Genomic DNA, 25,473 nt, shown 5'->3' on the forward strand with positions numbered 1-25,473 from the left:
CTTCTCCTTAAACGTTTGTAATAATTCCTTGTATGCTGCTGTCTTTCTCTTTATTTAGGCTTTCCGACAAGTCTTCCTTTACTGATAGCGTATACATCATCGATTACCATCTGGAAGGAAGCTTTTCTCTTCTCCAGTTTTGCACGATGTTCAATCTTTCCTCTGTTAAAATCAACCAGCTCCTGTGGTAATGGTACGTTTGCTACATTTAAGTAACGAACAGCGCCTTCATTGTCACGTGCCGGAAGCATCTTACCAAAGTTGTAACGGCTTGGTGCAAATGGAATATCAATGACACCGGCTTTTACTGCACGAATAACACCCAGCGCTAAATCTCCCATACCAAGCTCAAAGCATTTATCTACGATGGCACAGGTTTCACCTTTAATAATTGCTTTTTCAAGCTCAAGAGCAGAGCTCTTTAATTCCTGATCTGCCAGCAGAGAAATTGCCTGTTTTGTACAGCGAAGTCCCTGTGCATTTGCTTCCATTGTAGGAACACCCATTGCTTCGTGAGGAGTTTTAACAATAACCTTTGTAGCCTTTGCAAGAGCTGCAACAGAACTTCCCCATGAAATAACGGCGAAGGCTTTTGCCTCATCCTGTGGAAATCCTCCCATCCACTGATGAAGAACAGATGTAACTGTTACATCTTCGTATCCGTATTTGTCCAGATATTCTTCTGTCAATTCTTCCAGAACACGTAAAGCAGCAACGTCCTGCACTAAGTTACCACACTGTCCATAACCAACAGTTACATTTTTTACTCCCTGTTCTGCTGCCAAAAGTGCTTCAATAATTGCAACTGCATTTGACATAGAAGGTGGTACTAAAGTACCTGTAAGTGGTCCGTAAGGTTCACGGTTAATAGAAACTCCCGCTTCTTCATAAATCCCTGTCAAACGGTCTACATACTGCCAGTCATAAATGGTTCTTTCAAGAGGAACATCCTTCGCATAAGGGATATTGTAGGAAATACCACCACCTTCGTAACTGGTAAATCCACCTGCATAACAGATTTCTGTCAGCAATCTGGCATCCGGAGTACCGTGACGTACCTGTACAGGAGTATCCAGATTTTCAATAATCTGACGGCATCCGTATACACCGTGGTTTACAGCCGGAAAACCATTTAACATGGATTTCTGTGTATGAATAGACTCTTTAATACCTACTTCTGCTTCCTCATAACGGTTCTGACGTGTATAGGAGTCAATGGTTGTAGGAAGTAAATCTGCTTCACCTTTATCCTGTAAATACTGTAAAAGCTTAATATGCTCATCAATTAACGCTACACCAGCTCTTGGCTGAATTAAAGTTTTTCTTTCTTTTTTTGCCTGTGACAGCTTTCTGGAAAAGCTTTTTGTTTCAGGCATATTTTTGTGGTATTCTACTGCTTCGTCAAAATCAACGTCTTTTCCTGTTGACCACTGTCCTAAAATCTCTTTTCGAATACCATAGAACTCATCATCAGATAACTTTTTATTTCTTATGTCCATAATAAGCAATCTCCTTCTTCATAATTTCCAGAGCAGCTGCCGGGTAATGCTGTGAAAGCAGTCCCATTGCTGCCAGGATATATTTTCGATCCACCAGGATTTCCGCATTCTCCGGGCGCAAAGAGCCAGAAGTGCTCTCATCATACAGTGCAAACTTTGCAATTTCTTCTGTATGCTTTGCATGTATTAAAGCTCCGCCGGTAACAACTACGTATTTTACTCTGCGCAAATCCTTGCCGCTTTGTAAATACGTTAAACCACATGGTGTATAAACCTGTTCCAGAGAACCTGCATGACGGGATACAGCCGTTTCCACTGCTGCACATGCCAATGCATAATCCATCTTCTCCATTTCCTCATTGTCAGGAATATAATCTGTATGATTACTCAGATAATCTACCAATTCATTCACTTTCTGGCGGTTAATACCGGCTATTTTAGAAAGTCGTCTGTCACCTACTGCTTCCAGAATGCCGTGAACGCTATAACGCATACCGATATCGCCCTCTACGCTTCTTTTTGCATAAGGCTCCTTAATACCTTTCATAACCGTTCCCATATTAGCCGGACTTCCTTCTGCTATGGAATAGATGTCGGTAGTCGCTCCTCCTAAATCTACACCTACCAATTCTCCAATTCCCGGAAGTTCCTCCCATCCATCTGATAAAAGCTCCATTGCTGTAAGCATGGCAGACGGTGTAGGCATAATAATTCCGGATACTAAATCTGATGCCTCTGAAAGCCCTTTTCCCTGTACAATTCTCTTTAAAAAGATTTCACGGATTTGTTTCTGCGTTGGCTCTATATTCAGCTCACCAAGCTTTGGCATTACATTTTCACAAAGAAATGTAGTTCTCTCTCCCAAAATTTCCTGACATTCTTCTGCTGCACAGCGATTTCCTGCAATAACAATCGGACAGTCGTAACTCAGAGAAGATAACATTTGCGCATTGTACAAAATACACTCTGAATTTCCTCCGTCTGTTCCCCCTGTGAGCAAAATAATATCTGGATGATATTCTTCGATTTCCCGCATATCCCCTTTTGTCAGATTAAAAGAATATGTTTTCCATACCTTTGCACCTGCACCAAGAGAAGCTTCTCTGGATGCCTGAGCTGTAAGCTCCGGTACCAGACCAATGGAAATCATCTTCAGTCCTCCGGCTGCACTGGAACAGGCATATCTTTCTTCATATTCAATATGACCTGTTATCTTTTCCAAATTAGAAACTGCTTCCCGAAGACCGTTGTTAATATCTGTTTCCACGGTTGTATATGCTGCTGCTGTTCCAAGAACCTCATAGTTTTCTACATCAACTGCTGTCACCTTTGTGTTGGTGCTTCCGAAGTCCACCAATAAAATTGGTTTCATTTCAATCACCGCCTCGTCTCTTATTCTGCTGTTTTTGGAGCTTCGATGCCAAAATCTTCATATAAAGCTGCAATGGTTGTTTCCGGTGCTGTACCAGGACCAAATACTCTGTCAAATCCCATAGCTTTAAAACGTTTTTCTACTTCATCAAAAGGCTGCTTACCAACTACAATATTTCCGCCTACATAGAGTAAAATCCCCTTTAAGCCAGCCTCATCACATTTTTCTCTTAAACCTCGACAATCCAGCTCACCATGTCCATACAGTGAAGATACCATAATTCCGTCAGCTCCTGTTTCAATCGCTGCTGAAATATATTCTTCCTGTGAAACCATAACTCCCAGATTTGTCACCTCAAATCCGGCATCTTCAAATGCATGCTGAAGAATACTAATTCCAACTGCATGTACATCTGCGCCGATTACACCAATGACCAATTTCTTTTTGTCCATTGTAAAACCGCTCCCTTCCGATTTCTTGATTAAATGGCTTTTTATAACTTTTACAGTACATTTTTAATTGTATCAAGCAAAGTTCCATCACGATAAAGCACTTGTGCTACCACTTTGTCCCCTGTTTGAATTTTATTTGGAACACCTGCAATGTCCTCTGCTATTTGTTTTAACTCTTCAATGTCCTTTACCGGAAGTCCGGCTTTTAACAACTTCTCTTTCAATTCCTTCTGCTTTGGATTTACTGCAATTCCTCTTTGTGTCACAACCACATCTACCGTTTCCCCCGGTGTGGATTTACAAAGCACTTCGTCTACGATAAGAGGAAGTCTTGCACGAATTAAAGGCGCTACAATAATTGCCAGTTTAGAACCTGCAGCTGTATCACAATGACCGCCGGAACCTCCCATAATAAATCCGTTTGAATCTGTATGTACATTGACATTAAAGTTTACATCTACCTGTGTTGCACCCAAAATAACCACATCAAGACTGTCTACTGCAGCGCTCTTTGCTGCCGGTGATGCATAACGCATAGCAGAAATTTCCTGATGTTTTGGATTTTCCCGAATAGATTCAATGGCTTTCAGGTCAAAACACTGTACATCTAAAATAGTGTCAAAATATCCTTTGTTTGCCATATCTACCATATATCCGGTAATGCCGCCCATACAAAAGCTGCCTTTTATATTTTCTTTTTCCATCATTTCTTCCACATATTTAGCTACTGCTAAAGATGCACCGCCTGCACCTGTTTGGAAAGAAAATCCATCCTTTAAATATCCTGAATGTTTTACCACCTGTGCTGCCAATCCTGCAATTCGAAGTCCAACAGGATCACGAGTGATTTTTGTTGTTCCTGACACAATACGTGCAGGATCACCAATCTGAGGAACTTCTACCACATAATCTACATAACCTTCGTTAATAGAAGTATCCTTTAATGGGTAAGGAACTAAATTATCTGTCAGCACAACCACTTTATCTGCATGCATCGCATCAGAAAAAGCATAACCTAAGGAACCACATGCAGATGGACCGTATTTTCCACTGCAATTTCCCATATTATCTGCACAAGGTGCTGCCAGAAAGGCAATATCAATTTTTGAAGAACCATTTTCCATATCCCCGGCTCTGCCACCGTGGCTTCGGAAAATCACAGGTTTTTCTAATATTCCCTGAGAAATAGCCTTTCCAACTTTTCCCCCCATATAATTACATTCAAGACCGGTTACTACACCATTTTTAATATGTTCGATAATAGGTTCATGAATATCAAAAATAGAGCTGGCATTTACTGTTAAATCCTTAATGCCCATTTCTGCTGCCTGTTCCAGAACCATATTCAGAACAAAATCTCCATTTCTCATGTGATGATGAAAGGAAATTGTCATGCCATCTCTTAATCCTGTTTTTTCAATGGCTTCCCTTACGGAAGAAATCAATTTACTCATCTGCATGCACCCCCATAAATCGCCTTTTCCATTTCCAGTACCTGCTGGGCACGTTTTACAATCGGTGCATCAATCATCTTTCCTCTAAGAGAAATTACGCCTTTTCCCTGACGTTTACCATCTTCAATGGCATCCATCACATCATGAGCATATTCTATTTCACTTTCAGTAGGAGAAAATACTGCATTTACAATATCTACATGTCTTGGGGAAATAACTGCTTTTCCTGCAAATCCCAGACTTTTTGCAAATTCCGTATCTTTTTCCAGTCCTTCCATATCCTCTACATCTGTAAACGGTGTGTCATAAGCTTCAATTCCACACGCTCTGGCAGCACATACCAGACGAGTTCTGGCATAGAAAATCTCTTTTCCTTCTTTTGTTCGTTTACAGTGCATATCTGCCGTAAAATCTTCTCCCCCTAAGAAAAGCCCGATTACTCGCTTATCTGCACTGGCAATCTCAAAAGATTTTTCCACACCCAGAGCAGTTTCAATTAATGGAAGAATTTTCACTGTTCCTTCTTCCATACCATTTTCTTTTTCAACCTGTGTCATAAAATCTGCCACCTGGCAAATCATTTCCTTGCCGCTGACTTTTGTCGGCATAATCACATCCGGTTTTAAAGGAATAATGGCTTTTAAATCTTCTTTCCAAAATTCTGTATCTGTAGGGTTAATTCGTACCACTACTTCACAATCAGGGAAAGACTGATATTTCAGTGCATTTCTCACCAGAATTCTGGCAGCATCTTTTTCATCCGGAGATACTGCATCTTCCAAATCAAAAATAATTGTATCAGCTCCCAGTGTATCACCATTAATCAGCATATTCGGAGTGTTACCCGGTAAAAACAACATGGTTCGTCTCATACCTATTCAACTCCTCCTCTTTTCAGTGCAGTTTCCATACGAGCACGAATGACGCAGTCCAAAGCACCTTTGTCTTTAATAAATATTTTTCCTGTGGATACGTCAAATTCTTTCAGAGTATCCAGAACAGCAGTCCGAATGGCATCCATATACTGATTTGCAACAACGGAGTCAATCTCCAAAGTTAATTCCTTTTCGTCCGGCTCTATCTGAATAAACAAATCACTGGATTCCAGAGTTCCTGCTACTGCATTTTTTAAAATTTTCACAGGTTTTCTCCTTTCTCTGTCTTACTCTACAACACTTTTGGAAACTTGGGCCTGTGCCAAAATTTTCTGTTCAAAAGCAATTGCCTTTTTCTCCAGCACTTCCACTTCTTTTGAAGTTTCTTTTACGAATTCTTCATCTTTAATGGATTCCAGATTAATTTTTACATTGAACAACGCACCTAAAACTGCTGTTCTTGCCATCATGGTTGCTACCAAAGCATCTGTAACTGCTGTTTTATTGCCTTTTACCACCATAGTTTCTGCAAAAGGAAGAACCTCATAAGCTGCTTTTGCCACAGATAAAGGCACTGCAACCGCTGCTTTCAATCCATTCTGCATTGCTGCTGTACGAGCTGCTTTTTCTTCTTCTGTTTCCTTTGGAAGTGTTAAAGCCTGCATATATAAGTCAAAAGACTCACTATCTCTCTTAATATCATCCAGAAGCTGTTCACAAATTTTGTGCATTGGTTCTACTGCTTCTTTCATTTCTTCTTCTACTTCAACGTATTTCTTTTTCCCGATTGTAAGTCCTGCCACCATCTCTGTTAAAGCCGCTGCTAAAGCGCCAGCGAGGGCGGAAATACTTCCGCCCCCTGGTACTGGTTCATTAGAGGCTGTCTGCATGGCGAACTGTTCAATTGTCATCTGTTTCATGGCATATACCTCTTATATTTTTTTATAAATTATAATCTTGTTTCAAGAACCTGTTTTGGATCAAAGTTTTCAAATCCAAGATAGTATTCTGCACAATCAACGATAGCCTGCAGAGGAATTAAACCTACTACTTCGCTTCCTAATACATTTACACCATAACGTCTTGCTTCCATACGTACTGTTTCAAATACAGTATAAACAGATGTTTTTGTATAATCTGTTAAGTTCATGGATACCTGAGCAATGTTTCTGTCTTCCAGCATAACACCCATAGCTTTACAATAACGGAAACCACCTTTTACGTGACGGATTTTATCCGCAATTTTCTGAGCGATTTCCAGATTTGATGTATCTAAGTTGATGTTGTATGCAATCAGAGGCATTCTTGCGCCGATTGCTGTAACTCCGCCTGTTGGATGAATAGTATTTGGACCAAAATCCGGTTTCCATTTTTCCTGGTCTTTCATCTTTTCTGCCATACCTTCAAACTGTCCCTGACGAACTTTTGCAAGGTTTTCTCTGTGAGGAGCTGTTGCAGATTTTTCATACAGGAAGAATGGCTGTCCGAATTTTTCAGAAGCTTCTTTTGCAACTGCTTTTGCTAAAGCATCTGCATCTTCTACTGTCACACCACGAATTGGAATAAACGGAACAACGTCTACACAACCCATACGAGGATGCTGTCCCTGATGTTTTGTCATATCAATTAATTCAACTGCTTTTCCAATTGCTGCAACCATAGCATCTTTTAATGGTTCAGGCTCACCGATTACTGTTACAACACTTCTGTTGTGATCTTCGTCAGAACTGTAATCAAGAAGCTTTACACCTTCTACATTACGAAAACAACCTACAATCTGTTCAATTTTGTCTTTGTCTCTACCTTCGCTGAAATTAGGTACGCATTCAATAATTCTCTCCATGGTTTCATTCTCCTTTTCTTATTTCCAATCTTTGTGGTATACCGTTTCACCCTTTTTGATAACAGTTTCTACTAAGTTTATGCCTGTATGATATGGCATAAAATGAATAGACGGGAATTTGAGGAAAATAATATCCGCCTGTTTCCCCGCTTCCAAACTTCCCACTATATCAGCTCTATCCACTGCTGCTGCGCCATTAATTGTCAGTGCTGTAATCACTTCTTCAATGGACATATTCATATAAATGCAGCCAAGCGCTACCAATAACGGAATTGAATTGGTAAAGCAGCTTCCGGGATTTAAATCAGAGGCAATTGCCACTGCGCATCCTTCATCAATCATTTTTCTGCCCGGCGCATATTCTTCTTTTAAGCAAAATGCTGTTGCCGGAAGCAGTGTACTGATAACTCCCGCATCTCTCATCTGATGAATGCCTTCATCAGATGCTTTCAAAAGATGGTCTGCTGATACAGCACCTACTCTTGATGCAAGCTCTGCTCCGCCTAACTGATAAATCTCATCTGCATGGATTTTCAATTTAAATCCCATTTCTTTTGCCTTTGTGAGATAATACTCGGAGTCTTCTATATTAAATACATTTTTTTCTGTAAAAATATCAGCAAATTCTGCAAGATTTTCTTCTTTTACTTTTGGCATTACAACCTGAAGCTGTTCTTCCAAAAATTCTCTCTCTTTACCTTTCCATTCTGGAAGGACACTGTGAGGTCCTAAAAAAGTTCTTACAATATCTACTGCATGGGTTTCATCCAGTTTTTTCATGGCACGAAGCTGTTTCAACTCTGTTTCGCAGTCCATACCATATCCACTTTTACCCTCTACGGTGGTTACACCAAATTCCAGCATGCGGTTTAATCTTTCTCGCCCTGCTTCGACCAGTTCTTCCTCCGTAGCTTCTCGCGTAGGAATAACCGTTGCATTAATTCCGCCGCCTCTTTCCATAATGGACATGTAACTGTCACCTTTTAGTCTCCAGGAAAATTCATCTGCTCTGTATCCGCCAAAAATAAAATGTGTATGAGAGTCTACAAACCCTGGCATGACCACTTTCCCCGAGGCATCAATAACCTCATATTCTTCTTTATTTATCTGCTGGTCCAGTTCCTCTGTAGTTCCCACTGCAACGATTTTATCATCATGAATCAGAACTGCACCATCTTTGATAATGCCCACATCAGACATTTCTTTCCCGTGTTTTGGTGCATTTCCTCTACAGGTTACTAATTCAGAAGCATGACGTATATATCTTTTTTTCATGTTCTATCTCCTTGCGACTGTTTAATCGGGTTCAGGCACCGATATTCCGGTGCCCGTCCCTGAAAATTCAAGATAAACTTTTAGTGATGTGCATGATGATGTTCTTCTACTACAACATCTTTGCACACTCTTTCAATCAGCTCATCGCTTGCCAGATAAGGCATTGTTACATAATCTTCACCATTTCTGATTCTGTTATATTCTGCTACTGTTTCAATAGAATGTTCGCATCTTCCCCAGCTTCTTCTGGAAACACCAATCATAGTATCCCATGGAATTGCAGCCATAAGGATTTCATCTACTCTTTCGCTTCCATCAAGAACCATACCAAATCCACCATTGATAGATTTGCTGATACCAACACCACCACCATTATGAAGAGCTACAAGGCTCATTCCTCTTGCAGCGTTACCTGCATAGCAGTGTACAGCCATATCTGCTGTAATGTTAGAACCATCATAGATATTAGATGTTTCTCTGTATGGTGAATCAGTTCCACCTGTATCGTGATGGTCACGTCCAAGCATAACTGGTCCGATTTCACCGTTTCTTACCATTTCATTAAATTTAAGTGCGATATCACGTCTGCCAAGAGCATCCTGATAAAGAATACGGCACTGTGTACCAACAACCAATTTATTCTTTTCTGCGTCACGAATCCAGATATAGTTATCTCTATCCTGACTTCTTCTGTTTGGATCAATAATTTCCATAGCAGCATGGTCTGTTTTTCTTAAATCTTCCGGTTTTCCGGACAGACAGCACCATCTGAATGGTCCATATCCGTAATCGAATAATTCTGGTCCTAAAATATCTTCTACATAAGATGGGAAGATAAATCCTTCACTTGTGTCTTCACCATTCTTAGCAATATCTTTTGCACCTGCATCAAATACAGCTTTCATAAATGCATTACCGTAGTCAAAGAAGTATGCTCCTCTTTCTACTAAAGTCTTAATTAAGTGATAATGTTTAATTAAGGACTGGTCTACCAATTCACAGAATTTTTCTTTGTCATTAGCCAGCATCTCTGTTCTTTCTTCGAAAGTAAGTCCCTGTGGGCAGTAACCGCCGTCATAAGGAACGTGACAGGATGTCTGGTCAGATAACAATTCAATCTTGATATTATTGTCAACAGCATACTGAAGAAGGTCAACAATATTTCCGTGGAATGCAATGGAAATTGTTTCTTTCTTGTCCATATATTCCTGAGCAACCTTAAATGCTTCCGCAGCATCTTCAATTACAAGACTTACCCAACCCTGATCATGTCTTGTTTTAATTCTGGAGTAATCCACTTCTGCTACAATACCTACGCCGCCTGCGATTTCAATAGCTTTTGGTTGAGCACCGCTCATACCACCAAGACCACTTGTTACGAATAAGTGTCCTGCTAAATCTCCGTCCTGCGGAACTCCTAAGAATTTACGTCCTGCATTAAGAATTGTATTAAATGTACCGTGTACGATACCCTGTGGTCCGATGTACATCCAGCCTCCGGCTGTCATCTGCCCGTAGGAAGAGCATCCCATAGCTGTTGCTTTTGCCCAGTCTTCCGGATTATCAAACATACCAACCATAAGACCGTTTGTTACAATAACTCTTGGGCTTGTTTCATGAGATTTGAAAAGTCCCATTGGATGTCCGCTCATCATAACCAATGTGTGGTGATGTGTCAGTTTTTCAAGATATTTTTTAATTAACTGATACTGCATCCAGTTCTGGCAAACCTGTCCGGTTTCGCCGTATGTAACCAGTTCATAAGGATAAAGAGCGACCTCATGGTCCAGATTGTTGTCAATCATAACCTGAAAAGCTTTACCTTCTACACATTCACCTTTATACTCGTCGATTGGTTTTCCATAAATTCTTTCTTTTGGCATAAAACGATATCCATAGATACGTCCATGTGTTAATAATTCGTCCAGGAATTCCGGTGCCAACTGTTCATGCAGTTCTTCAGGTACATATCTCAAGGCATTGGCTACTGCCAGTTTGATTTCTCTTTTATTTAATGTCAATTCTCTTTTCGGAGCTCTTCTGACACCTTCTTTAAATGTTGGATACTCCGGTAATACCGCGTCTAATTTAATTACCATTGCATTTCCGATCTCTGCATTGTTCATTTCGCATCTCTCCTTTGCTTTTTTTACGATTGTAGCATTGTTACAGTCTAAAAAACGTCTATTTTTCCCTTGTTTTCTTGACGTTTTAGACTTTTTTTATGTATATTAACGAATTTGCACCTTTTATTCTGGTGTGGTAAAGTAAAAATGCACGAAAGAAAGACGCCAGTTTCTACTGGCGCCCCTGATTTTTTATTAAATTCTAACTCTGCAAATCCCTATTCCGCTTTCTTCCGTATCCTTTCCCAGAACCTTTACTTTATCTTCCCATTCCTCACAGATAAAAAGTTCTCCTGCTTCTACAATCTTTTCTTCTATCTGAACACAGCCTGTTTTCACATAAACCGCCAAAAGATTTTCCCCTTCTTTCGGCTCTAAAATCAACGCTTCCTCTCCTTTCAATTTTTTTGCCTGCATCTCTCCATCTGCACCGTTTTTCAACATGAGATTAAAATCCACCACTTTCCCATAACTAACGGTAGAGTCTCCTCCATCAAAACAATCTACCTCATAAGGTTTCAAAATGACTTCTTTCTCCCCTCCATGTACCATTTTCAATTTTCCGAAAAAAATACTTAAATATCGTTTCACCCCTGGTAAGGAAGTAAAATCCGATTTTTCGACCTCTACTGTAGCACTGCTAATACGACATTTAAAATTCCCTTCTCGATATACTGCCTGAGGTGGATAAATATAAAGCTCTGTTGTGCTTCCTCCAGACCATTTTGAAGTTACAAAATCTTCTGCTTTTTTCAATATCATTTTATTGCTCATGCTTTTTCCCCTATTCTTTTTTATTTTCATACTAGCAAAAATTATTTTCTTCGTCAATAAACTACCCCTATTACATTTTTCATGTTAGAATATTCATAATATGTTTCAGAAAGGAGCTCATTATGGCTACGGAACAATTTTATTTAGAAGAAGGTTTTCCCTTTCATTCACGAAAATTAGAACAAATGAAAGATTTTTTAAAAAGATTTGATTTAACTTATGACTCCCAAATTCAATATTCGGTATTCTTAAAAACAGCTTCCGGAAAATTGGCCGGCTGTGGTTCACGCCACGAAAACACATTAAAATGTATTGCAATAAATCCAGATTTTCAAGGCGAAGGCTGTTTACAGATTATTATTACACAACTGATCAAAAATGCTTTTGAACAGGGAATTTCTCACTTATTTTTATTTACCAAACCAATGTATGAGCAAATGTTTTCCGATATGGGATTTTACCCCATTACTGAAACCCCTGATATGCTTCTTATGGAAAACCGAAAAGACGGCATCCGCCAATACCTCAAGGAAGAAACAAAAAATATCCCTGACTGTACAGATTGCTCCATCGGTTCTATTGTAATGAATGCAAATCCATTTACTAACGGACATAAATATTTGGTAGAAACAGCAGCAAAATCCTGTGATTATCTCCACGTCTTTGTCTTATCCACAGACTCCTCTGAGTTTCCTTCAGATATTCGTCTGGAACTGGTAAAACAGGGATGTGCCCATTTATCCAATGTATCTGTCCACGGAAGTTCTGATTATCTTATTTCCCATGCAACTTTTCCTGATTATTTTTTAAAGGATAAAGCGACTGCTACGGAAAAAGCTGCTGTTTTAGACTTGCAAATTTTTGGTAGTTATTTCAAAGAAGCTTTTCACATTACCCACCGTTTTGTAGGAGAAGAACCCTTCTCCTTAATCACAAGAACCTACAATGAACAGATGAAAAAAATTCTTCCTTCTTTTGACATAATCGTGACAGAAATTCCACGATGCAAAAAAAATAACACGGTTATTAGTGCTACCTTTGTGCGTCAAAAGTTTCTGGAAGGAGATTTTTTGCTTTTAAAAGATTTTGTACCGAAAACCACTTATGATTTTCTTATTTCACCTAAAGGCAGTGAACTACGAAATCAACTTCTCACTACAGGAGCAACATTATGAAACATGAACTATGGACTTCAGGCAACTGTGTTTCCCTAGAAGAAATACTAAATGCAAGAGAAAATCGTGTAAAAATACAGCAAAAAATGTTACAGAAAGCACCAACTTGTCTTTTAAGCTTTACCCTAAATATTCCCGGTCCTGTAAAGGTTTTCCCTTATACAAAATGGGCTTATGAAGTGGGTTCTTCTATTATTTCAAAAGGTGTTTCACTTTTAAATGGAGATGTTTTGGAACAATTTGAAGCGAAAAACGAAACTGGATGGGAAGGATTTTTTGCTTTAAATCTTCCTCCCGAAGAGATTAAAACTTACCTTTTAGAACAAGAAGAACATCATCCTTTAGGGCGTCTTTTTGACTTTGATGTGTTACGCACTGACGGCAGTAAATTATCACGTCAGGAACTGGGCTTTCCTGAAAGAACCTGTCTCCTATGTGGCAATCCTGCCTTTCTCTGCGGTCGTTCCAGAACACATAGCGCACAAGAGCTTCTTGCAAAAGAGATTGAAATCATGGAAAATTTCTTTGTTTTTCGATTATCCAATCACATTGGACTGCTCATGCAAAAAGCGCTTTTTTATGAAGTCAATACATCTTTAAAGCCGGGTCTTGTAGACCGACTGCATAATGGTTCTCACAAAGATATGCGTCTTTCTACCTTCATAAACAGCGCTTACAGTCTCACGGATTACTTCTGCCAATGTGTAAAAGAAGGGCTGTCTTGCGACTGCTCCAAAAAGGAACTTCCACTGCTGTTTCAAAAGCTTCGAGGTATTGGAAAACAGGCTGAAAAAAACATGCTTTTCGCTACGCAGGGAATAAACACTCACAAGGGAATTGTCTTTTCCGGTGGGATTTTGTGCGCTGCTATCGGCTATTATATTTCAACAAACAGTAAGGATATTTCTTCTGAAAATTTCCTGCTTTCTCTGCCAGAGATATGTCGCTGTATGCTTCCTGAACTGTTAAGCGACTACCTTACACTGACACCTGATACAGCCAAAACCAATGGTGAGAAGCTCTATCTGAAGTATAAAATTACAGGCATTCGAGGAGAAGCAAAAGAAGGATTTCCTCTTCTTTTCAACGTAGGATTTCCTCTTTTTCAAGCTGTTTTAAAGAAGGGATTTTCCCTGTGGCAGGCAGGCTTGATAACACTTTTACATTATATCGCTTGCACAGAAGATACCAATCTCATTATCCGTTCTGATTATCAGCTTGCCTGTAAGATACAGAAGGATTTACAGCAATTTCTGGCTCATGCTACTTACGAAAAACAACTTTCCATACTTCCAAAGCTGGATGCTTTCTTTGTCTCCAGAAACATCAGCCCCGGCGGAAGTGCAGATATGCTGGCATTGACTTACTTTTTATACTTTATACAAAATATTCCTTGTCCATTTTTATAACGCAAAAGAGACTGTCGCTTTGATATACGACAGTCCCTTTTCTTAAATCCAAATATTTAAAAGTCCCAACACAAAACCGATAACCGCCCCTAAGCTGACCACTGCATTGAGCTCTTTTTTCATAATTCCCAGCAACAGATTTTCCAATTCCAGAACATCCATTGCGTTGATTTTTTCTTCCACAATTTCTGCAACATGGAATTTTTCTGCCAGTTCTTCCGCCTTTTCATTTACGAATTTCACATAAATATTCTCTACAATTTGGCGCAATTTCTTATCGCTTACAGGAAGAAGTTCTATCCATTCAGCCACTGATTTACTTTCTGCTGCCGCTAACTGAGCGACCACTGCCGGCCTTATTTTCTCTTCCCCGTTTTCCTTGATATAGTCGTCTACCTTCTTTCCGATAGGAGCTGCAACGGACTGAATAAGTTCATCATTTAAGAACATGGAAAGCATTCCGCCTTTGAACTTTTCTTTTATTTCTTTCGTGCCCTCTTCTACAATAATCGCTCCTATATCAAGCTTCTCAACGCCTTCTGTAATCTTTTCTGTAATATAGTCTTCCAGCTTGTCACGCATAAGGTCGTATTCTTCCTGTCCCGTATACTGTGACAGAAATTCCTCTAAAGAAGCATCTGTATGTTTTAATTTTTCTGCCTTCCGTGACACTGCATCCACTACTGCATTTTTAATGTCTTCAGATAAAAGCATCTTCTCAAAGTCTTCCTTTGTAAGAAGGTGCTCTCCCACTGCCTGCCCTAAGGCTTTCGCCATTCTTCCCTGTCCTTTTGGAATAATTCCCGGTGTAAAAGGCAATGTTCTATTTCCGATTTTTATCGGTTTTAAAGGACGAAACAGCATCTTGACTGCAATATAATTGGTACAATAACCGATAACAGCCCCAATGGCAGGACCTGCAATTATCTCAAGTATTGTCATTTACATTCTTCCTTTTCTGTTGTTATTTTCCAAAGATTTTTACTCGTACCTGTCCCCACATACGAATTAAAAAATATTCATATGCTTTATCATAAATAAACAAAGCAATCTGCCCTGCAACTATCAACACAAACAGCATGGTATCCGGTATTTCACCTGCAAAAAGAAGCTTTGGGAAGAAAAACAGCACAGGCAAATACATCACATTAAAAATTACAAATTTTCCGATTTGGAAAATCCGTTTTCTTTTTTCCCACTGGGGGTGCTTTCCAAGATAATGCCATAAAAATTCAATTCCCAGAACATAAATTCCCATCATTGCATAAGTAATGCAATATAATTTCTGTGGTGCTAACAAAATACCCAATACCAGACAACCTATAAAATAAGCTGCTCCGTAGCGCAGTCCGAATTCGCGTATAATAATTCCCACAAAGAATGCCGCTGCTGCCAAGAAAAATAAAGTATTAAAGTCTAAAATTCCGCTTAAAACAATAAATACAACAGCCAGAGCCATTAAAAGTCCTGATACTGCCATTTTTTTCGTATTTACATACATGAGCACAAATCGCCTCCCATGCACTCACAAAGACTGTCTGCACACCAGAGATCACAGCAGGTATTTCCTGTACCGCAGGTGCTGCCGCCTCCGTTTGAATAAGGATAACCTCCGCCCTGATAGCGGTTGCTGTTCCACTGTAATCTGTTCACAAGGTTACTGTACTCCGGATTTCCCGGCTCCATACTCTGTGCCTGACGTGCCATATTCAGAGCATTTACATTGTTTCCCATACCCATATTTGCACAAGCGCTGAGATAATACCACTGTGCATTTCTGTTTTGTATTCTGGATAATACGTTTAATGCCTGCTGATACTGACGGCCGTTGATATAATTATAAGCAGCCTGATACTGCATATCATCCTGACTTGCCGCATTGTGATTGTATGTGGACTGCTGGTTCTGATAACCACCATATCCGCTTTGGTACCCTCCGTCTCTCTCTTTCATAATCTGGTCATAAGCTTCCTGTACTTCTTTAAACTTTTCTTCTGCCAGATCAGATAACGGATTATCTACATAAGAATCCGGGTGGTATTTTCTGCTCATATCGCGATATGCTCGTTTAATCTCATCATTTGAGGCGTTTGGTGATACGCCTAAGATTTCATAAGGATTATTTACCATCTCTCTCTTGTTTCTCCTGTTTTTCTTTTTGTTTTTTATTATACTTTGCCCAAACTCCGCTATACAAAATATTTCTTAAAATTTCAGAGTCCCAAAGTAAGGGCAGCTTTTCAAAGGCTGCTGTGGCTTCTGCCATCATCATTACCAATATCTGCTGTACTGTATTTTCATAATCATTGTCATCTTTGCTGTTCTTTTTTACTGCTTTTAAAGGATTATAAGAACCTGTCTTTAAATCTTCCTCTAAATCATCATAGGCATCCATAATATAAATGAATTTTCCAAGATAAAATCCAAAATTTCGCAGCTCCTGCTCCCACATATCCTCTTTATATACAAAAAGCTCTGCCATAAGCTTTCCAAAAGCTCCGGCTGCCAAATCAAGAGTTTCTTCCTGTTTTTCTTCATAAACTGCCAAAACCTTAAGCTGCTTTTGGATAACTTGCGCCTGCCTCTTATATTCTTTACAAAGTTCTTTTGCCTTCTTTCTGAAAAGGTGCATTCCCGCAATTCCTTTCAGGCTTTTATCATCCTTCCAGTCATCTTCACACTTGAAATATACGAGCAAAATATTCATCTTTGCGCCATACTCCGATATTTCATTTTGAAGCATAGGAATTTTCTTCACAGGATGAAGGGGACAATGGGATTGTAATTCCTTTGTAGGTGTTTCATACAAAGAAGTTAAAAACAGCACTAAAAATGCCATATCATAAGAAAGTGTCATACGACCCCGAAATCCATATTCTTCTTTCAAGGTGCGGCACAATCCGCAATAATAGGACTTGTACCGATAAAACTCTTTTACCTTTAATTCAGGCTTATCAATCGTTACATATCCAAACATTTCCAAAACCTTTCTTTCATAGAATAAATTTCGTATCTTTTAATTATACTATACCTTTTTTGAAATTTCTACTTTATTTTCACTTTTGTTGACGTTTTGCTATTTTTCCGATATACTTTCTTTGTAGCATAATACGGAATTTACGAAAGAGGTGATTTTGTGCATAAAGACACAATTAAGAACAGCATAAGAGAAGATGCTTCCGAAGAATTCGATATTTTATTTCCGGAAAGATTTATCAAAAATACTGATTATTATAATTCCTTAATGATGATGTATCGCTGTGCAATTCGTGAGGTCAGCACCAAACTGGAGGTACTGGATGACGAGTTCTCTGTAAAATATAAAAGAAACCCTATTTCTTCCATTAAGAGCCGCATTAAGACACCGTTGAGCATTTACAATAAGCTTCAGCGTCTGGGATATGAATTTACAGAACAAAATATTCGTGAACAGTTAAATGATGTTGCCGGAATTCGAGTTATTTGCTCCTTCATTGATGATATCTACGCAGTTGCCCACCTACTGGCAGAGCAGGATGATATTACAATTATACGGATTAAAGATTATATTCAAAATCCAAAGCCTAACGGCTACCGCAGCTATCACATGATTATTGAAATTCCTGTTTTCTTTGCAGAGGGCAAAACTCCTATTCGTGCAGAAATTCAAATTCGTACAATCGGTATGGATTTCTGGGCCAGTCTGGAGCATCAGCTTCGTTATAAAAAGGATTTAGGCAATAATGAGCAATATGCGCTTATTACACAGAAGCTTACCGAATGTGCCCGCACCATTACTGCTACCGACAATCAAATGCAGGATATAAAAAATTTAATCGGGGAATATTGTGAGTTTTAACTCACTCCCCGATAAATTTCTTTAAAAGCTTTTCACTTTCTTCATAATATTTCTGTGCTTCTTCTCCCTTTTCATTATCTGCCACTTCCGGCAAAATACGCAGGGTAATATACATGTCCTGAAAAGATGCGGGACTTCCCATTTCTTCAAAAGCTTTACAATCCTTTACTGCAATTAACTGATTTTCGTCTTCAGAGAAAACCTCCATCTCTTTAAATTTCTCATAGCTTCTCTCACTCACAAAGAAAATCATACTTGTCGCTGTCTGTACGTCTACCGTAAACTTTGTCTGACCTGCCATAACCATCTGTGGGTCGTAGCCCTCGTCCCCTTCTGATGGAATAAAATAATCGCTAATCTGAACATGAACTTCTCCATCTTCATTTAAATCTTTTGCATTTTCTGTAAACCAGTCTTCCATTTTTATTCTATCTTCTTCCACCATAGAATAATCGCCCAGAAATCCGATTTCATAATCGTAGGAAACCTTTCCCAGCATATCCTTTGCAAAGGTAATAATACAAATCAGCGCAAATGCGCCAATCAATACATGATATTTATAATAATACCAAAAATTATCCCACTTCTTCTTTCTGTCTTCCTTTGTTTTTTCTGTTTTCATCCTCTTATCCTTTTCTCTAAAATTATCATTGCTATAAATTCTATCACTTTTTCATGTTCGGGAAAAGTGGAAAATGCACATTTCACATATTTTTCAAATTTAATTATCCCTCCGCTTACTTCCGTATTATATCCTGAAATTCTTCATGATGCTCAAACCAATTTATGGCATAAGAACAGGTGAGCACTGCCCTTTTCCCCTGTCTGGAAATTTCCTCTGCTGCTGTCTGCATCAATTTTTCCGCCATGCCTGTTCCACGAAGAGACGGTGACACAAAGGTATGATTAATCTCCACCGTATCTGCATCAATACTTGGAAATGTTACTTCTGCTGCCTTCTCTCCATTTTCATTTATATAATAAATCTCATTATCTTGTATACAAAAATCCATCAGCTTCTCCCTTCTTTTTCTATTTCTTTTATCAACTCTTTTATAACTTGAGGGTCTTCCTCCAACATATCTGCGATTTCTTCTGCTGTTTTTCCTTTTTTCAGCTTTTTTCCTACAAGTTCCTTTAATTTTTCCCTAATCCCTTCTTCCCTACCCTCTTCTCTTTCATAATATTTCTCTTCCCATGCCTGCATATATTTCACCCCGATTTCTTCACTTCTTTTCACCTCACAGACACGTTCATGAATATGGCGAATTTTCTCACTTTCCGATTGCTGCGCCACTTCGTCCGTGGTATTCTCCACATAATGTAAAAATTCTGCCAGTTCCTTGGGTACTTCATCATCATTTTTTCCCTTTGTGTTTAAAAAAATACGGACTGTTCCATCCTGCAATCTACACTCCGGTACTTCCTGACACTGAGGCACAAATGTATACTGATATTTTCCATAACCAAATAAATCAAACGGCATAATCATAATCAAATACGAGTCATTCAAAAGATTATAACTTGGTATTCCCGGTTCTAAAAGCCCTGTATCCATCATTCCCTGATAATAACGGCTTCTCTTAGGTAAATCGTCCTTCCTCTTTTTTTGCATTTCCGTATTATAAACTTGTTCTTCACTGTCTATGGCAAACAAATCCATACGTATGGAACGGATTAATGGCGAAATTCTACTTTCTTTTTCTGTCTTACTTTCCTGTAAGAGGGAAATTTCCCTCCCTAAAATCAGGCTTAAAACCTCTTGATGAATTGTGGGGTCTTCCATAACTTCATCAAATAAAAACCGGTCTGTAAGGTTTAGCTCTTTTAATGGTACAATATTTTTCTTAGCCATGCTTATTCTCCTTTATTCTAACATAGTCCAACCGCCGTTAAAAGATTTTACCCATAAAATTTTGGCTGAACCTTGTATTTTTCATTCCCAATATTTTATTTCTAAATTTGTTTGAAATAGTGGCGAATTGCCTTAGATAAAAAGATTAATAGATTATCATTTACTATAATACTTCCGACCCTTAATTTCCAGAAATATATTGATAAGTTTTTATAAAATTTCTTTGAACTGATTTTGAATATATTACTTTATTTCATAAAAAAACGACAAGGTCAAAACACTTTTCATGCTTTGACCTTTTATACTATAAACTAATTCTATTCTAAATACCCCTTCCGAAATACCGGATTTTTTACAAGTTTCACCACCAATGGTATAATCATCAAAATCCATATTACAGGCTCTGCAATAATAATTCCCATATATTCCAGCACAGGACTTAAAAGCGCCGCAATCAGCACCTTTCCCAAAAGCTCAATAAAGCTGGAAATAACCGGTGTTTTGTGGTCTCCCACTGCCTGAAGGGCATTTCTGAAAATGCTAATTCCCGCCGCCAGAAAATAAAAAGGCGCATTTATTTTCAGATATAAAACAGCCGTATCAATAACAATTTTCTCATGACTTCCTGTTACCATAGAAACAAAAAACGGAGCAACCGTGTAGCTCATGAGAATAACCAACACGCTCCACCCCCACGTAATGAAAAGCGCATTTTTTATTCCCATTTTCATTCTGTCATATTTCCCAGCTCCAAAATTCTGTCCGCAGAAGGTTGCCATTGTCATTCCCATAACAGAAATAGGCAGGAAATAAAGCTCGGAAACCTTTCTTGCCGCAGTATGTGCTACAATAATCTCTGTACCAAAGGTGTTAATGGCACATTGAAGCGCCAGCGTTCCAAAAAACACCAGAGACATCATCATTCCCATTGACATTCCTGATGTATACATTTGCTTTACCAAACTGATTTCCAAACGAAAATCCTCTTTTTTCAAATGAAATACCGGATATTTCTTCCATATATAAAGGAAACAAAAAATCACGGAAACCAGCTGTGCAAGAACAGTTCCAAGAGCAGCTCCCTGAACGCCCAAGGGCAGGACTGCCATAAACAAAATATCAAGACCTACATTTAAAAATGCAGCACATATTAAAAACAGCAGCGGCGCCGTGGTATCACCGATGGCTCTTAAAATTCCTGCACAGGCATTATAAAGCATGGTAATCATCATACCTGCCAATACAATAAAAATATAACCGTAGGCTTCCTGCAATAACTCATCGGGAACATTCAGCAATCTTAAAATCCCTTTTAGTCCCAGAAGCACCGGCAGCATAATCGCCGCTGTGGTTGCCCCGCCCAAGAGCAAAGTTCCTGCTGCCGCCTTTCTAAGCTCTTCCCATCTTTTTGCCCCGAAGCTACGGGCAGCAATAATTGCAAATCCATTGGTAAGTCCCTGCAAAAAGCCGATAAGTAAGGTACTGATGGCAGTGGTTGCTCCCACTGCTGCCAAAGAATTCCCACCTAAAACACTTCCTACAATTCTGGTATCTGCCAGACTGTAAAACAACTGAAAAATGTTCCCAATGCAAACCGGAAGTGCAAAGGACAGCATCAGCTTTACAGGATTTCCTTCTGTCAAATTCTTCATTTTCATTCTCCTGTCTTTGTAAATTTCTTTACAGCTTCTACTATTCTAAGCACTTCCGGTTTAAAAATCAATTCTTATTTCATTTAAAGAGATTGTGCATCCTCGCGGAGCATTTTTAATTTCGTAGGACGCAATTTCCTATGAAATTAAAAATCTACTTCTTTTCCATCGTAGATATAAGTAAACAATTTTTCCATTGTCTCTGGGTCAATACTTCTTGGGTTAGAACCCGTACAAGCATCTCCAACTGCATTTTTTGCAATTTCACTGATTTTTTCTTTAAATTCGTCTTCCTTAATACCGAACTCTTTTAATGTATTCGGAATTCCCATGTAGTTATTTAACTCTACAATTCTGTTACACAGTGCGTCCACACTGGCTTCCAGTCCCAGATACGCAGCAATTGTCTCATAACGCTTCTTTGCTTCTGCTTCTTTTGCATTGTATTTAATAACATACGGCAGATACATTGCATTTGCAAGACCATGTGTAATATGTCCTGTTGAGAAAGCAGCTCCTGTTTTATGCGCCATAGAGTGTACAATTCCCAGAAGCGCATTAGAAAATGCCATTCCTGCCAGACACTGACCATAGTGCATTTCTTCTCTGCTTGCCATATCTCCGTCATAAGATTTTGTAAGCTCATCATTGACAATCTGGATTGCTTTTAATGCCAGAGGGTCTGTAAATGTTCCATGTAAAGTAGAAACATAAGCTTCAATGGCATGTGTCAGAGCATCCATACCTGTATACGCAACTAAATGCTTTGGCATTGTCTCTGCCAGTTCCGGATCTACGATTGCCACATCCGGTGTAATATTAAAGTCAGCCAGAGGATATTTAATTCCCTTTGCATAATCTGTAATAACGGAAAATGCAGTTACTTCTGTGGCTGTACCTGATGTAGACGGAATTGCACAGAATTTCGCTTTCTTACGAAGCTCCGGAAAACTAAACGGTGTGAGAATTTCCTCAAAAGTACATTCCGGATATTCGTAAAATACCCACATTGCCTTTGCCGCATCAATAGGAGAACCGCCGCCCATGGAAATAATCCAGTCCGGTTCAAATTCACGCATAAACTCTGCGCCTTTCATAACGGTCTCTACGGATGGATCCGGCTCTACATTTTCAAACAATTTTGTTTCAATACCTGCTTCTTTTAAATATGCTACTGCTTTATCAACAAATCCGAAGCGCTTCATGGAACCGCCGCCTAAAACCAATACTGCTTTTTTACCCTGTAATGTTTTCAGGTTTTCCAAAGAACCTTTTCCCCAGTATAAATCTCTTGGTAATGTAAATCTTGCCATATTGCTTCCTCCTTGAATTTATGTTATTTTTTAATGTTATTTTTTTAACGTTATTTTTTTAACGATTAAATTGTATCATATATCATCTGAATGTCAAGATGTTTTATATATTTTTTATACTTTTTCACCTTTTTTCAGGATATGTATATCTTAAATAGAGAGGCTTTTAAGGAGTTTAACATGGCTTATAAAGTAATAATCGATGCCGGACACGGGGGAGCCGATTTTGGCGCTACCTACAACGGCAGAAAGGAAAAAGACGATAATCTAGATTTGGCGCTGGCAGTGGGAAATATCCTGTCCCAAAACGGTATTGATGTAGTCTATACCCGTACCACAGATGTATACCAGACACCTTTTGAAAAAGCAGCTCTTGCCAACGAAGCAGGCGCTGATTTTTTCATTTCTTTTCACCGCAATTCCAGCCCTAAGTCCAATCAATATGAAGGCGTTGAAACTTTGGTATACGACAAATCCGGTGAAAAGCTGGATATGGCAGAAAATATTAACGGTGCTTTGGGCGAACTGGGCTTTCGAGAAATCGGCGTAAAGGCACGCCCCGGTCTGGTGGTTCTTCGAAGAACAAAAATGCCTGCTGTTTTAATTGAAACAGGATTTTTGAATACAGATGCCGATAATGAACGTTTTGACACACAATTTTCTGAAATTGCACAGGCGATTTCTTCTGCAATTTTAGGAACTTTAGATGAAGAAACTTTAGAAAATCAAACAGCAACTCAAGATGATTTCTACCGCGTGCAAACAGGCAGTTTCCGAAATAGGGAACATGCAAACAATATGCTCTATACCTTACAGGCTCAGGGATATCCTGCCTTTCTTTTATACGAAGACGGCTTGTTCAAGGTACAGGTAGGTGCATACAAGAACCTTTCCAATGCAGTGAAAATGGAACAGGCTCTCAGAAAATCCGGTTACAGTACTTGGATTGTCTCCGGTCCTGCCTCCTACTAAAAAGCCAAAAGAAGATTTATGGATTTCCCTTTTTATCTGAAAATCTATAAATCTTCTTACTATAAGCTTCTTTACATAGACTCTGCTCTGTCTTCTACATTCTTATTAAAATTAATCACTTCGTGGTCATATTCTGTATCCATATAAATGGATTTAATCATAAAATCCGCTGTGGCTTTATTCACCGCCATAGGAATATCATACACCTGTGCAATACGCATCAGCGCTTTTACATCGGGGTCATGAGGCTGTGCTGTCAAAGGATCAGAGAAAAATACAATAAAATCAATGACTCCTTCTACAATTTTAGCGCCAATCTGCTGGTCCCCGCCTAGAGGACCGCTGTTATAGCCTTTGATACAAAGTCCTGCTTTGTCTGCAATCAATCTGGACGTTGTACCTGTTCCGTATAAATTATGATTTTTTAAAATATCGTAGTTATCCTTACACCATTGGATAAGCTTTGGCTTTTCATTGTCATGGGCAATCAGGGCAATATTCTTTTTCTTTCCAATTGTAAATGTTACATATTCGTTTGTTATCATCTGAAAGACCGCCTTTCTGAATTTTTTCATCTCCTGCTCAGTTTATCATATTTTTCTTGTTCTCTCAACGTGAAACTGCTACAATGTAACCAAAACAAAAGAAAACGCAGGTAAAAACACATGTATTACTTTATTATAAATCCTCACTCAAAATCCGGATATGGCATGTCTATCTGGAAAAGGGCTGAGGCGATTTTGAAGGAACGGGAAGTTTCTTATGAAGCCCGTTTCACTGAATATACAGGACATGCTAAAAAGCTTGCCGAACAAATTGCCAATCTCTCCCGCCCCTGTACTTTAGGTGTATTAGGCGGTGACGGAACCTTAAATGAGGTAATAAACGGTTTGGCCGAAACAGACTTTTCCCACATTACGCTGGGTTATCTTCCCACCGGCTCCGGCAATGATTTTGCAAGAGCTTTAAATCTCTCTTGCGATGTAGAAAAATGTATGGATGCTATTTTGTCTCCGTCCCAGTGTACTGCTGTGGACATAGGTCTTGCCCGTACCCAGGAAAGCTCCCGCTATTTTCTTGTAAGCAGCGGCATTGGCTACGATGCAGATATCTGCCGTAAGGTAATGGTTTCCCCTTTAAAAAAAGCAATGAATAAAATACATCTGGGAAAACTGACTTACGTTTTGATTGCATTAAAGCTTTTAATCCTATATAAAGCATGCCCTGTCTCTGTTCGTATGGACAAGAAAGAAACGGCCTCCTTATCTAAATTTTTCTTCATCACAGGAATGAACATGCCTTATGAAGGGGGCGGTGTAAAATTTTGTCCAAAGGCAGACTTTCAAGATAATCTGCTGGATATCTGTATGGTTGGAAATTTATCAAAGCTGAAAATACTGGCTCTTTTCCCCACTGCCTTTGTGGGAAAACACGGACGTTTTCAAGGTGTTACGCTCACAAGCTGCAAACGAATTGATATTTCCAGCAAATCCCCTCTCCCCATTCATTGTGACGGAGAGTCGCTGGGAGTGGCAGACCATTTAACCTTGCAGTCTGCCGGAAAACAGATTAACGTTATTCTCAAATAA

The 25,473-nt window shown here is 39.1% G+C and carries 26 protein-coding genes; 5 read left to right on the forward strand and 21 right to left on the reverse strand.

Annotation, left to right across the window (positions count from 1 at the left end; translation table 11 throughout):
* Positions 1-50: 50 nt before the first annotated feature.
* From CGC63_RS11260 to CGC63_RS11310, 11 genes are all read right to left on the reverse strand, one after another.
* Positions 51-1,499, reverse strand: a complete 1,449-nt coding sequence (locus CGC63_RS11260) for a methylaspartate mutase subunit E (protein WP_003019623.1) — start codon at positions 1,497-1,499, stop codon at positions 51-53.
* On the reverse strand, positions 1,483-2,871 hold the full coding sequence (glmL, locus tag CGC63_RS11265) for a methylaspartate mutase accessory protein GlmL (protein ID WP_003019621.1): 1,389 nt from the start codon (positions 2,869-2,871) through the stop codon (positions 1,483-1,485). Before glmL ends, CGC63_RS11260 begins: the two co-directional genes overlap by 17 nt.
* Positions 2,872-2,891: 20 nt before the next feature.
* Positions 2,892-3,323 carry a methylaspartate mutase subunit S gene (gene glmS, locus CGC63_RS11270; RefSeq protein ID WP_003019618.1) on the reverse strand — a complete coding sequence of 144 codons (432 nt, stop codon included), beginning with the start codon at positions 3,321-3,323 and terminating at the stop codon, positions 2,892-2,894.
* A gap of 50 nt (positions 3,324-3,373) precedes the next feature.
* On the reverse strand, positions 3,374-4,777 hold the full coding sequence (citF, locus tag CGC63_RS11275) for a citrate lyase subunit alpha (protein WP_040351086.1): 1,404 nt from the start codon (positions 4,775-4,777) through the stop codon (positions 3,374-3,376).
* Positions 4,774-5,649 (reverse strand): HpcH/HpaI aldolase/citrate lyase family protein, encoded by an 876-nt coding sequence (locus CGC63_RS11280; protein ID WP_022240009.1) that lies wholly within the window; start codon positions 5,647-5,649, stop codon positions 4,774-4,776. The genes citF and CGC63_RS11280 overlap by 4 nt, the downstream gene beginning before the upstream one ends.
* A 2-nt stretch (positions 5,650-5,651) precedes the next feature.
* Complete coding sequence (gene citD / locus CGC63_RS11285) at positions 5,652-5,918, reverse strand: citrate lyase acyl carrier protein (protein ID WP_003019610.1); 267 nt, start codon at positions 5,916-5,918, stop codon at positions 5,652-5,654.
* 21 nt (positions 5,919-5,939) lie between these two features.
* The gene (locus tag CGC63_RS11290) at positions 5,940-6,572 is read right to left on the reverse strand and encodes a cyclodeaminase/cyclohydrolase family protein (RefSeq protein ID WP_003019608.1); all 633 of its coding nucleotides are present in this window, start codon (positions 6,570-6,572) and stop codon (positions 5,940-5,942) included.
* A 29-nt stretch (positions 6,573-6,601) separates the two neighbouring features.
* Positions 6,602-7,495 carry a glutamate formimidoyltransferase gene (ftcD, locus tag CGC63_RS11295; RefSeq protein WP_003019606.1) on the reverse strand — a complete coding sequence of 298 codons (894 nt, stop codon included), beginning with the start codon at positions 7,493-7,495 and terminating at the stop codon, positions 6,602-6,604.
* An 18-nt stretch (positions 7,496-7,513) separates the two neighbouring features.
* Positions 7,514-8,770, reverse strand: coding sequence for an imidazolonepropionase (gene hutI, locus CGC63_RS11300; RefSeq protein WP_003019603.1), 1,257 nt, complete (start codon positions 8,768-8,770; stop codon positions 7,514-7,516).
* Between the two features lie 80 nt (positions 8,771-8,850).
* Entirely contained in the window at positions 8,851-10,896 is a 2,046-nt protein-coding gene (locus CGC63_RS11305; protein ID WP_003019601.1) for a urocanate hydratase, read from the reverse strand.
* A gap of 195 nt (positions 10,897-11,091) precedes the next feature.
* Positions 11,092-11,670 (reverse strand): HutD family protein, encoded by a 579-nt coding sequence (locus CGC63_RS11310; protein ID WP_154965466.1) that lies wholly within the window; start codon positions 11,668-11,670, stop codon positions 11,092-11,094.
* Positions 11,671-11,792: 122 nt separating this feature from the next.
* Between CGC63_RS11310 and citC the strand changes: the two genes are divergently transcribed.
* Both citC and citX read left to right on the forward strand, forming a co-directional pair.
* Positions 11,793-12,845 carry a [citrate (pro-3S)-lyase] ligase gene (gene citC, locus CGC63_RS11315; RefSeq protein WP_003019597.1) on the forward strand — a complete coding sequence of 351 codons (1,053 nt, stop codon included), beginning with the start codon at positions 11,793-11,795 and terminating at the stop codon, positions 12,843-12,845.
* Positions 12,842-14,254 (forward strand): citrate lyase holo-[acyl-carrier protein] synthase, encoded by a 1,413-nt coding sequence (gene citX / locus CGC63_RS11320; protein WP_003019594.1) that lies wholly within the window; start codon positions 12,842-12,844, stop codon positions 14,252-14,254. The genes citC and citX overlap by 4 nt, the downstream gene beginning before the upstream one ends.
* Positions 14,255-14,296: 42 nt before the next feature.
* On the opposite strand, the gene CGC63_RS11325 is transcribed toward citX, so the two are convergent.
* From CGC63_RS11325 to CGC63_RS11340, 4 genes are read right to left on the reverse strand one after another with little or no spacing between them, the layout of a single operon-like run.
* A complete protein-coding gene (locus tag CGC63_RS11325; RefSeq protein WP_003019592.1) occupies positions 14,297-15,196 on the reverse strand; it encodes a DUF445 domain-containing protein in 900 nt (299 codons plus the stop codon).
* A gap of 22 nt (positions 15,197-15,218) precedes the next feature.
* Positions 15,219-15,755, reverse strand: a complete 537-nt coding sequence (locus CGC63_RS11330; protein WP_003019590.1) for a hypothetical protein — start codon at positions 15,753-15,755, stop codon at positions 15,219-15,221.
* Positions 15,746-16,384: a J domain-containing protein gene (locus CGC63_RS11335; protein ID WP_003019589.1), complete on the reverse strand. Its 639-nt coding sequence runs from the start codon at positions 16,382-16,384 to the stop codon at positions 15,746-15,748. The genes CGC63_RS11330 and CGC63_RS11335 overlap by 10 nt, the downstream gene beginning before the upstream one ends.
* Positions 16,374-17,231: a DUF5685 family protein gene (locus CGC63_RS11340; RefSeq protein ID WP_003019587.1), complete on the reverse strand. Its 858-nt coding sequence runs from the start codon at positions 17,229-17,231 to the stop codon at positions 16,374-16,376. Before CGC63_RS11340 ends, CGC63_RS11335 begins: the two co-directional genes overlap by 11 nt.
* Positions 17,232-17,390: 159 nt before the next feature.
* Here CGC63_RS11340 and CGC63_RS11345 point away from each other — a divergent pair, with 159 nt between their 5' ends.
* The gene (locus CGC63_RS11345) at positions 17,391-18,092 is read left to right on the forward strand and encodes a GTP pyrophosphokinase (RefSeq protein WP_003019585.1); all 702 of its coding nucleotides are present in this window, start codon (positions 17,391-17,393) and stop codon (positions 18,090-18,092) included.
* A gap of 1 nt (position 18,093) precedes the next feature.
* Here CGC63_RS11345 and CGC63_RS11350 read toward each other — a convergent pair whose 3' ends face one another.
* The 5 genes from CGC63_RS11350 to CGC63_RS11370 form a co-directional block, all read right to left on the reverse strand.
* Positions 18,094-18,714: a hypothetical protein gene (locus CGC63_RS11350; protein ID WP_003019583.1), complete on the reverse strand. Its 621-nt coding sequence runs from the start codon at positions 18,712-18,714 to the stop codon at positions 18,094-18,096.
* 115 nt (positions 18,715-18,829) lie between these two features.
* A complete protein-coding gene (locus tag CGC63_RS11355; protein WP_003019582.1) occupies positions 18,830-19,105 on the reverse strand; it encodes a GNAT family N-acetyltransferase in 276 nt (91 codons plus the stop codon).
* Positions 19,105-19,947, reverse strand: coding sequence for an Rpn family recombination-promoting nuclease/putative transposase (locus CGC63_RS11360; RefSeq protein ID WP_003019580.1), 843 nt, complete (start codon positions 19,945-19,947; stop codon positions 19,105-19,107). Before CGC63_RS11360 ends, CGC63_RS11355 begins: the two co-directional genes overlap by 1 nt.
* Positions 19,948-20,264: 317 nt before the next feature.
* The gene (locus CGC63_RS11365; RefSeq protein WP_009246403.1) at positions 20,265-21,599 is read right to left on the reverse strand and encodes an MATE family efflux transporter; all 1,335 of its coding nucleotides are present in this window, start codon (positions 21,597-21,599) and stop codon (positions 20,265-20,267) included.
* A gap of 146 nt (positions 21,600-21,745) precedes the next feature.
* The gene (locus CGC63_RS11370; RefSeq protein WP_003019574.1) at positions 21,746-22,912 is read right to left on the reverse strand and encodes an iron-containing alcohol dehydrogenase; all 1,167 of its coding nucleotides are present in this window, start codon (positions 22,910-22,912) and stop codon (positions 21,746-21,748) included.
* Positions 22,913-23,092: 180 nt separating this feature from the next.
* On the opposite strand from CGC63_RS11370, the gene CGC63_RS11375 reads away from it, so the two are divergent.
* Complete coding sequence (locus tag CGC63_RS11375) at positions 23,093-23,884, forward strand: N-acetylmuramoyl-L-alanine amidase (protein WP_040351085.1); 792 nt, start codon at positions 23,093-23,095, stop codon at positions 23,882-23,884.
* A gap of 71 nt (positions 23,885-23,955) precedes the next feature.
* Here the strand turns inward: CGC63_RS11375 and CGC63_RS11380 are convergent, their stop codons facing one another.
* Entirely contained in the window at positions 23,956-24,429 is a 474-nt protein-coding gene (locus CGC63_RS11380) for a methylglyoxal synthase (protein WP_009246406.1), read from the reverse strand.
* Between the two features lie 120 nt (positions 24,430-24,549).
* On the opposite strand from CGC63_RS11380, the gene CGC63_RS11385 reads away from it, so the two are divergent.
* The gene (locus CGC63_RS11385) at positions 24,550-25,473 is read left to right on the forward strand and encodes a diacylglycerol/lipid kinase family protein (protein WP_009246407.1); all 924 of its coding nucleotides are present in this window, start codon (positions 24,550-24,552) and stop codon (positions 25,471-25,473) included.

The sequence above is a fragment of the Blautia hansenii DSM 20583 genome (assembly GCF_002222595.2).
GTDB classification, from domain to species: domain Bacteria; phylum Bacillota; class Clostridia; order Lachnospirales; family Lachnospiraceae; genus Blautia; species Blautia hansenii.

Bases quoted from the DNA above. Each gene is read 5' to 3' on its own strand.
- CGC63_RS11260 (WP_003019623.1), bottom strand. From the start codon at position 1,499: ATGGACATAAGAAATAAAAAGTTATCTGATGATGAGTTCTATGGTATT.
- glmL (WP_003019621.1), bottom strand. From the start codon at position 2,871: ATGAAACCAATTTTATTGGTGGACTTCGGAAGCACCAACACAAAGGTG.
- glmS (WP_003019618.1), bottom strand. From the start codon at position 3,323: ATGGACAAAAAGAAATTGGTCATTGGTGTAATCGGCGCAGATGTACAT.
- citF (WP_040351086.1), bottom strand. From the start codon at position 4,777: ATGAGTAAATTGATTTCTTCCGTAAGGGAAGCCATTGAAAAAACAGGA.
- CGC63_RS11280 (WP_022240009.1), bottom strand. From the start codon at position 5,649: ATGAGACGAACCATGTTGTTTTTACCGGGTAACACTCCGAATATGCTG.
- CGC63_RS11290 (WP_003019608.1), bottom strand. From the start codon at position 6,572: ATGAAACAGATGACAATTGAACAGTTCGCCATGCAGACAGCCTCTAAT.
- ftcD (WP_003019606.1), bottom strand. From the start codon at position 7,495: ATGGAGAGAATTATTGAATGCGTACCTAATTTCAGCGAAGGTAGAGAC.
- hutI (WP_003019603.1), bottom strand. From the start codon at position 8,770: ATGAAAAAAAGATATATACGTCATGCTTCTGAATTAGTAACCTGTAGA.
- CGC63_RS11305 (WP_003019601.1), bottom strand. From the start codon at position 10,896: ATGAACAATGCAGAGATCGGAAATGCAATGGTAATTAAATTAGACGCG.
- CGC63_RS11310 (WP_154965466.1), bottom strand. From the start codon at position 11,670: ATGAGCAATAAAATGATATTGAAAAAAGCAGAAGATTTTGTAACTTCA.
- citC (WP_003019597.1), top strand. From the start codon at position 11,793: ATGGCTACGGAACAATTTTATTTAGAAGAAGGTTTTCCCTTTCATTCA.
- citX (WP_003019594.1), top strand. From the start codon at position 12,842: ATGAAACATGAACTATGGACTTCAGGCAACTGTGTTTCCCTAGAAGAA.
- CGC63_RS11325 (WP_003019592.1), bottom strand. From the start codon at position 15,196: ATGACAATACTTGAGATAATTGCAGGTCCTGCCATTGGGGCTGTTATC.
- CGC63_RS11330 (WP_003019590.1), bottom strand. From the start codon at position 15,755: ATGTATGTAAATACGAAAAAAATGGCAGTATCAGGACTTTTAATGGCT.
- CGC63_RS11335 (WP_003019589.1), bottom strand. From the start codon at position 16,384: ATGGTAAATAATCCTTATGAAATCTTAGGCGTATCACCAAACGCCTCA.
- CGC63_RS11340 (WP_003019587.1), bottom strand. From the start codon at position 17,231: ATGTTTGGATATGTAACGATTGATAAGCCTGAATTAAAGGTAAAAGAG.
- CGC63_RS11350 (WP_003019583.1), bottom strand. From the start codon at position 18,714: ATGAAAACAGAAAAAACAAAGGAAGACAGAAAGAAGAAGTGGGATAAT.
- CGC63_RS11355 (WP_003019582.1), bottom strand. From the start codon at position 19,105: ATGGATTTTTGTATACAAGATAATGAGATTTATTATATAAATGAAAAT.
- CGC63_RS11360 (WP_003019580.1), bottom strand. From the start codon at position 19,947: ATGGCTAAGAAAAATATTGTACCATTAAAAGAGCTAAACCTTACAGAC.
- CGC63_RS11365 (WP_009246403.1), bottom strand. From the start codon at position 21,599: ATGAAGAATTTGACAGAAGGAAATCCTGTAAAGCTGATGCTGTCCTTT.
- CGC63_RS11370 (WP_003019574.1), bottom strand. From the start codon at position 22,912: ATGGCAAGATTTACATTACCAAGAGATTTATACTGGGGAAAAGGTTCT.
- CGC63_RS11375 (WP_040351085.1), top strand. From the start codon at position 23,093: ATGGCTTATAAAGTAATAATCGATGCCGGACACGGGGGAGCCGATTTT.
- CGC63_RS11380 (WP_009246406.1), bottom strand. From the start codon at position 24,429: ATGATAACAAACGAATATGTAACATTTACAATTGGAAAGAAAAAGAAT.
- CGC63_RS11385 (WP_009246407.1), top strand. From the start codon at position 24,550: ATGTATTACTTTATTATAAATCCTCACTCAAAATCCGGATATGGCATG.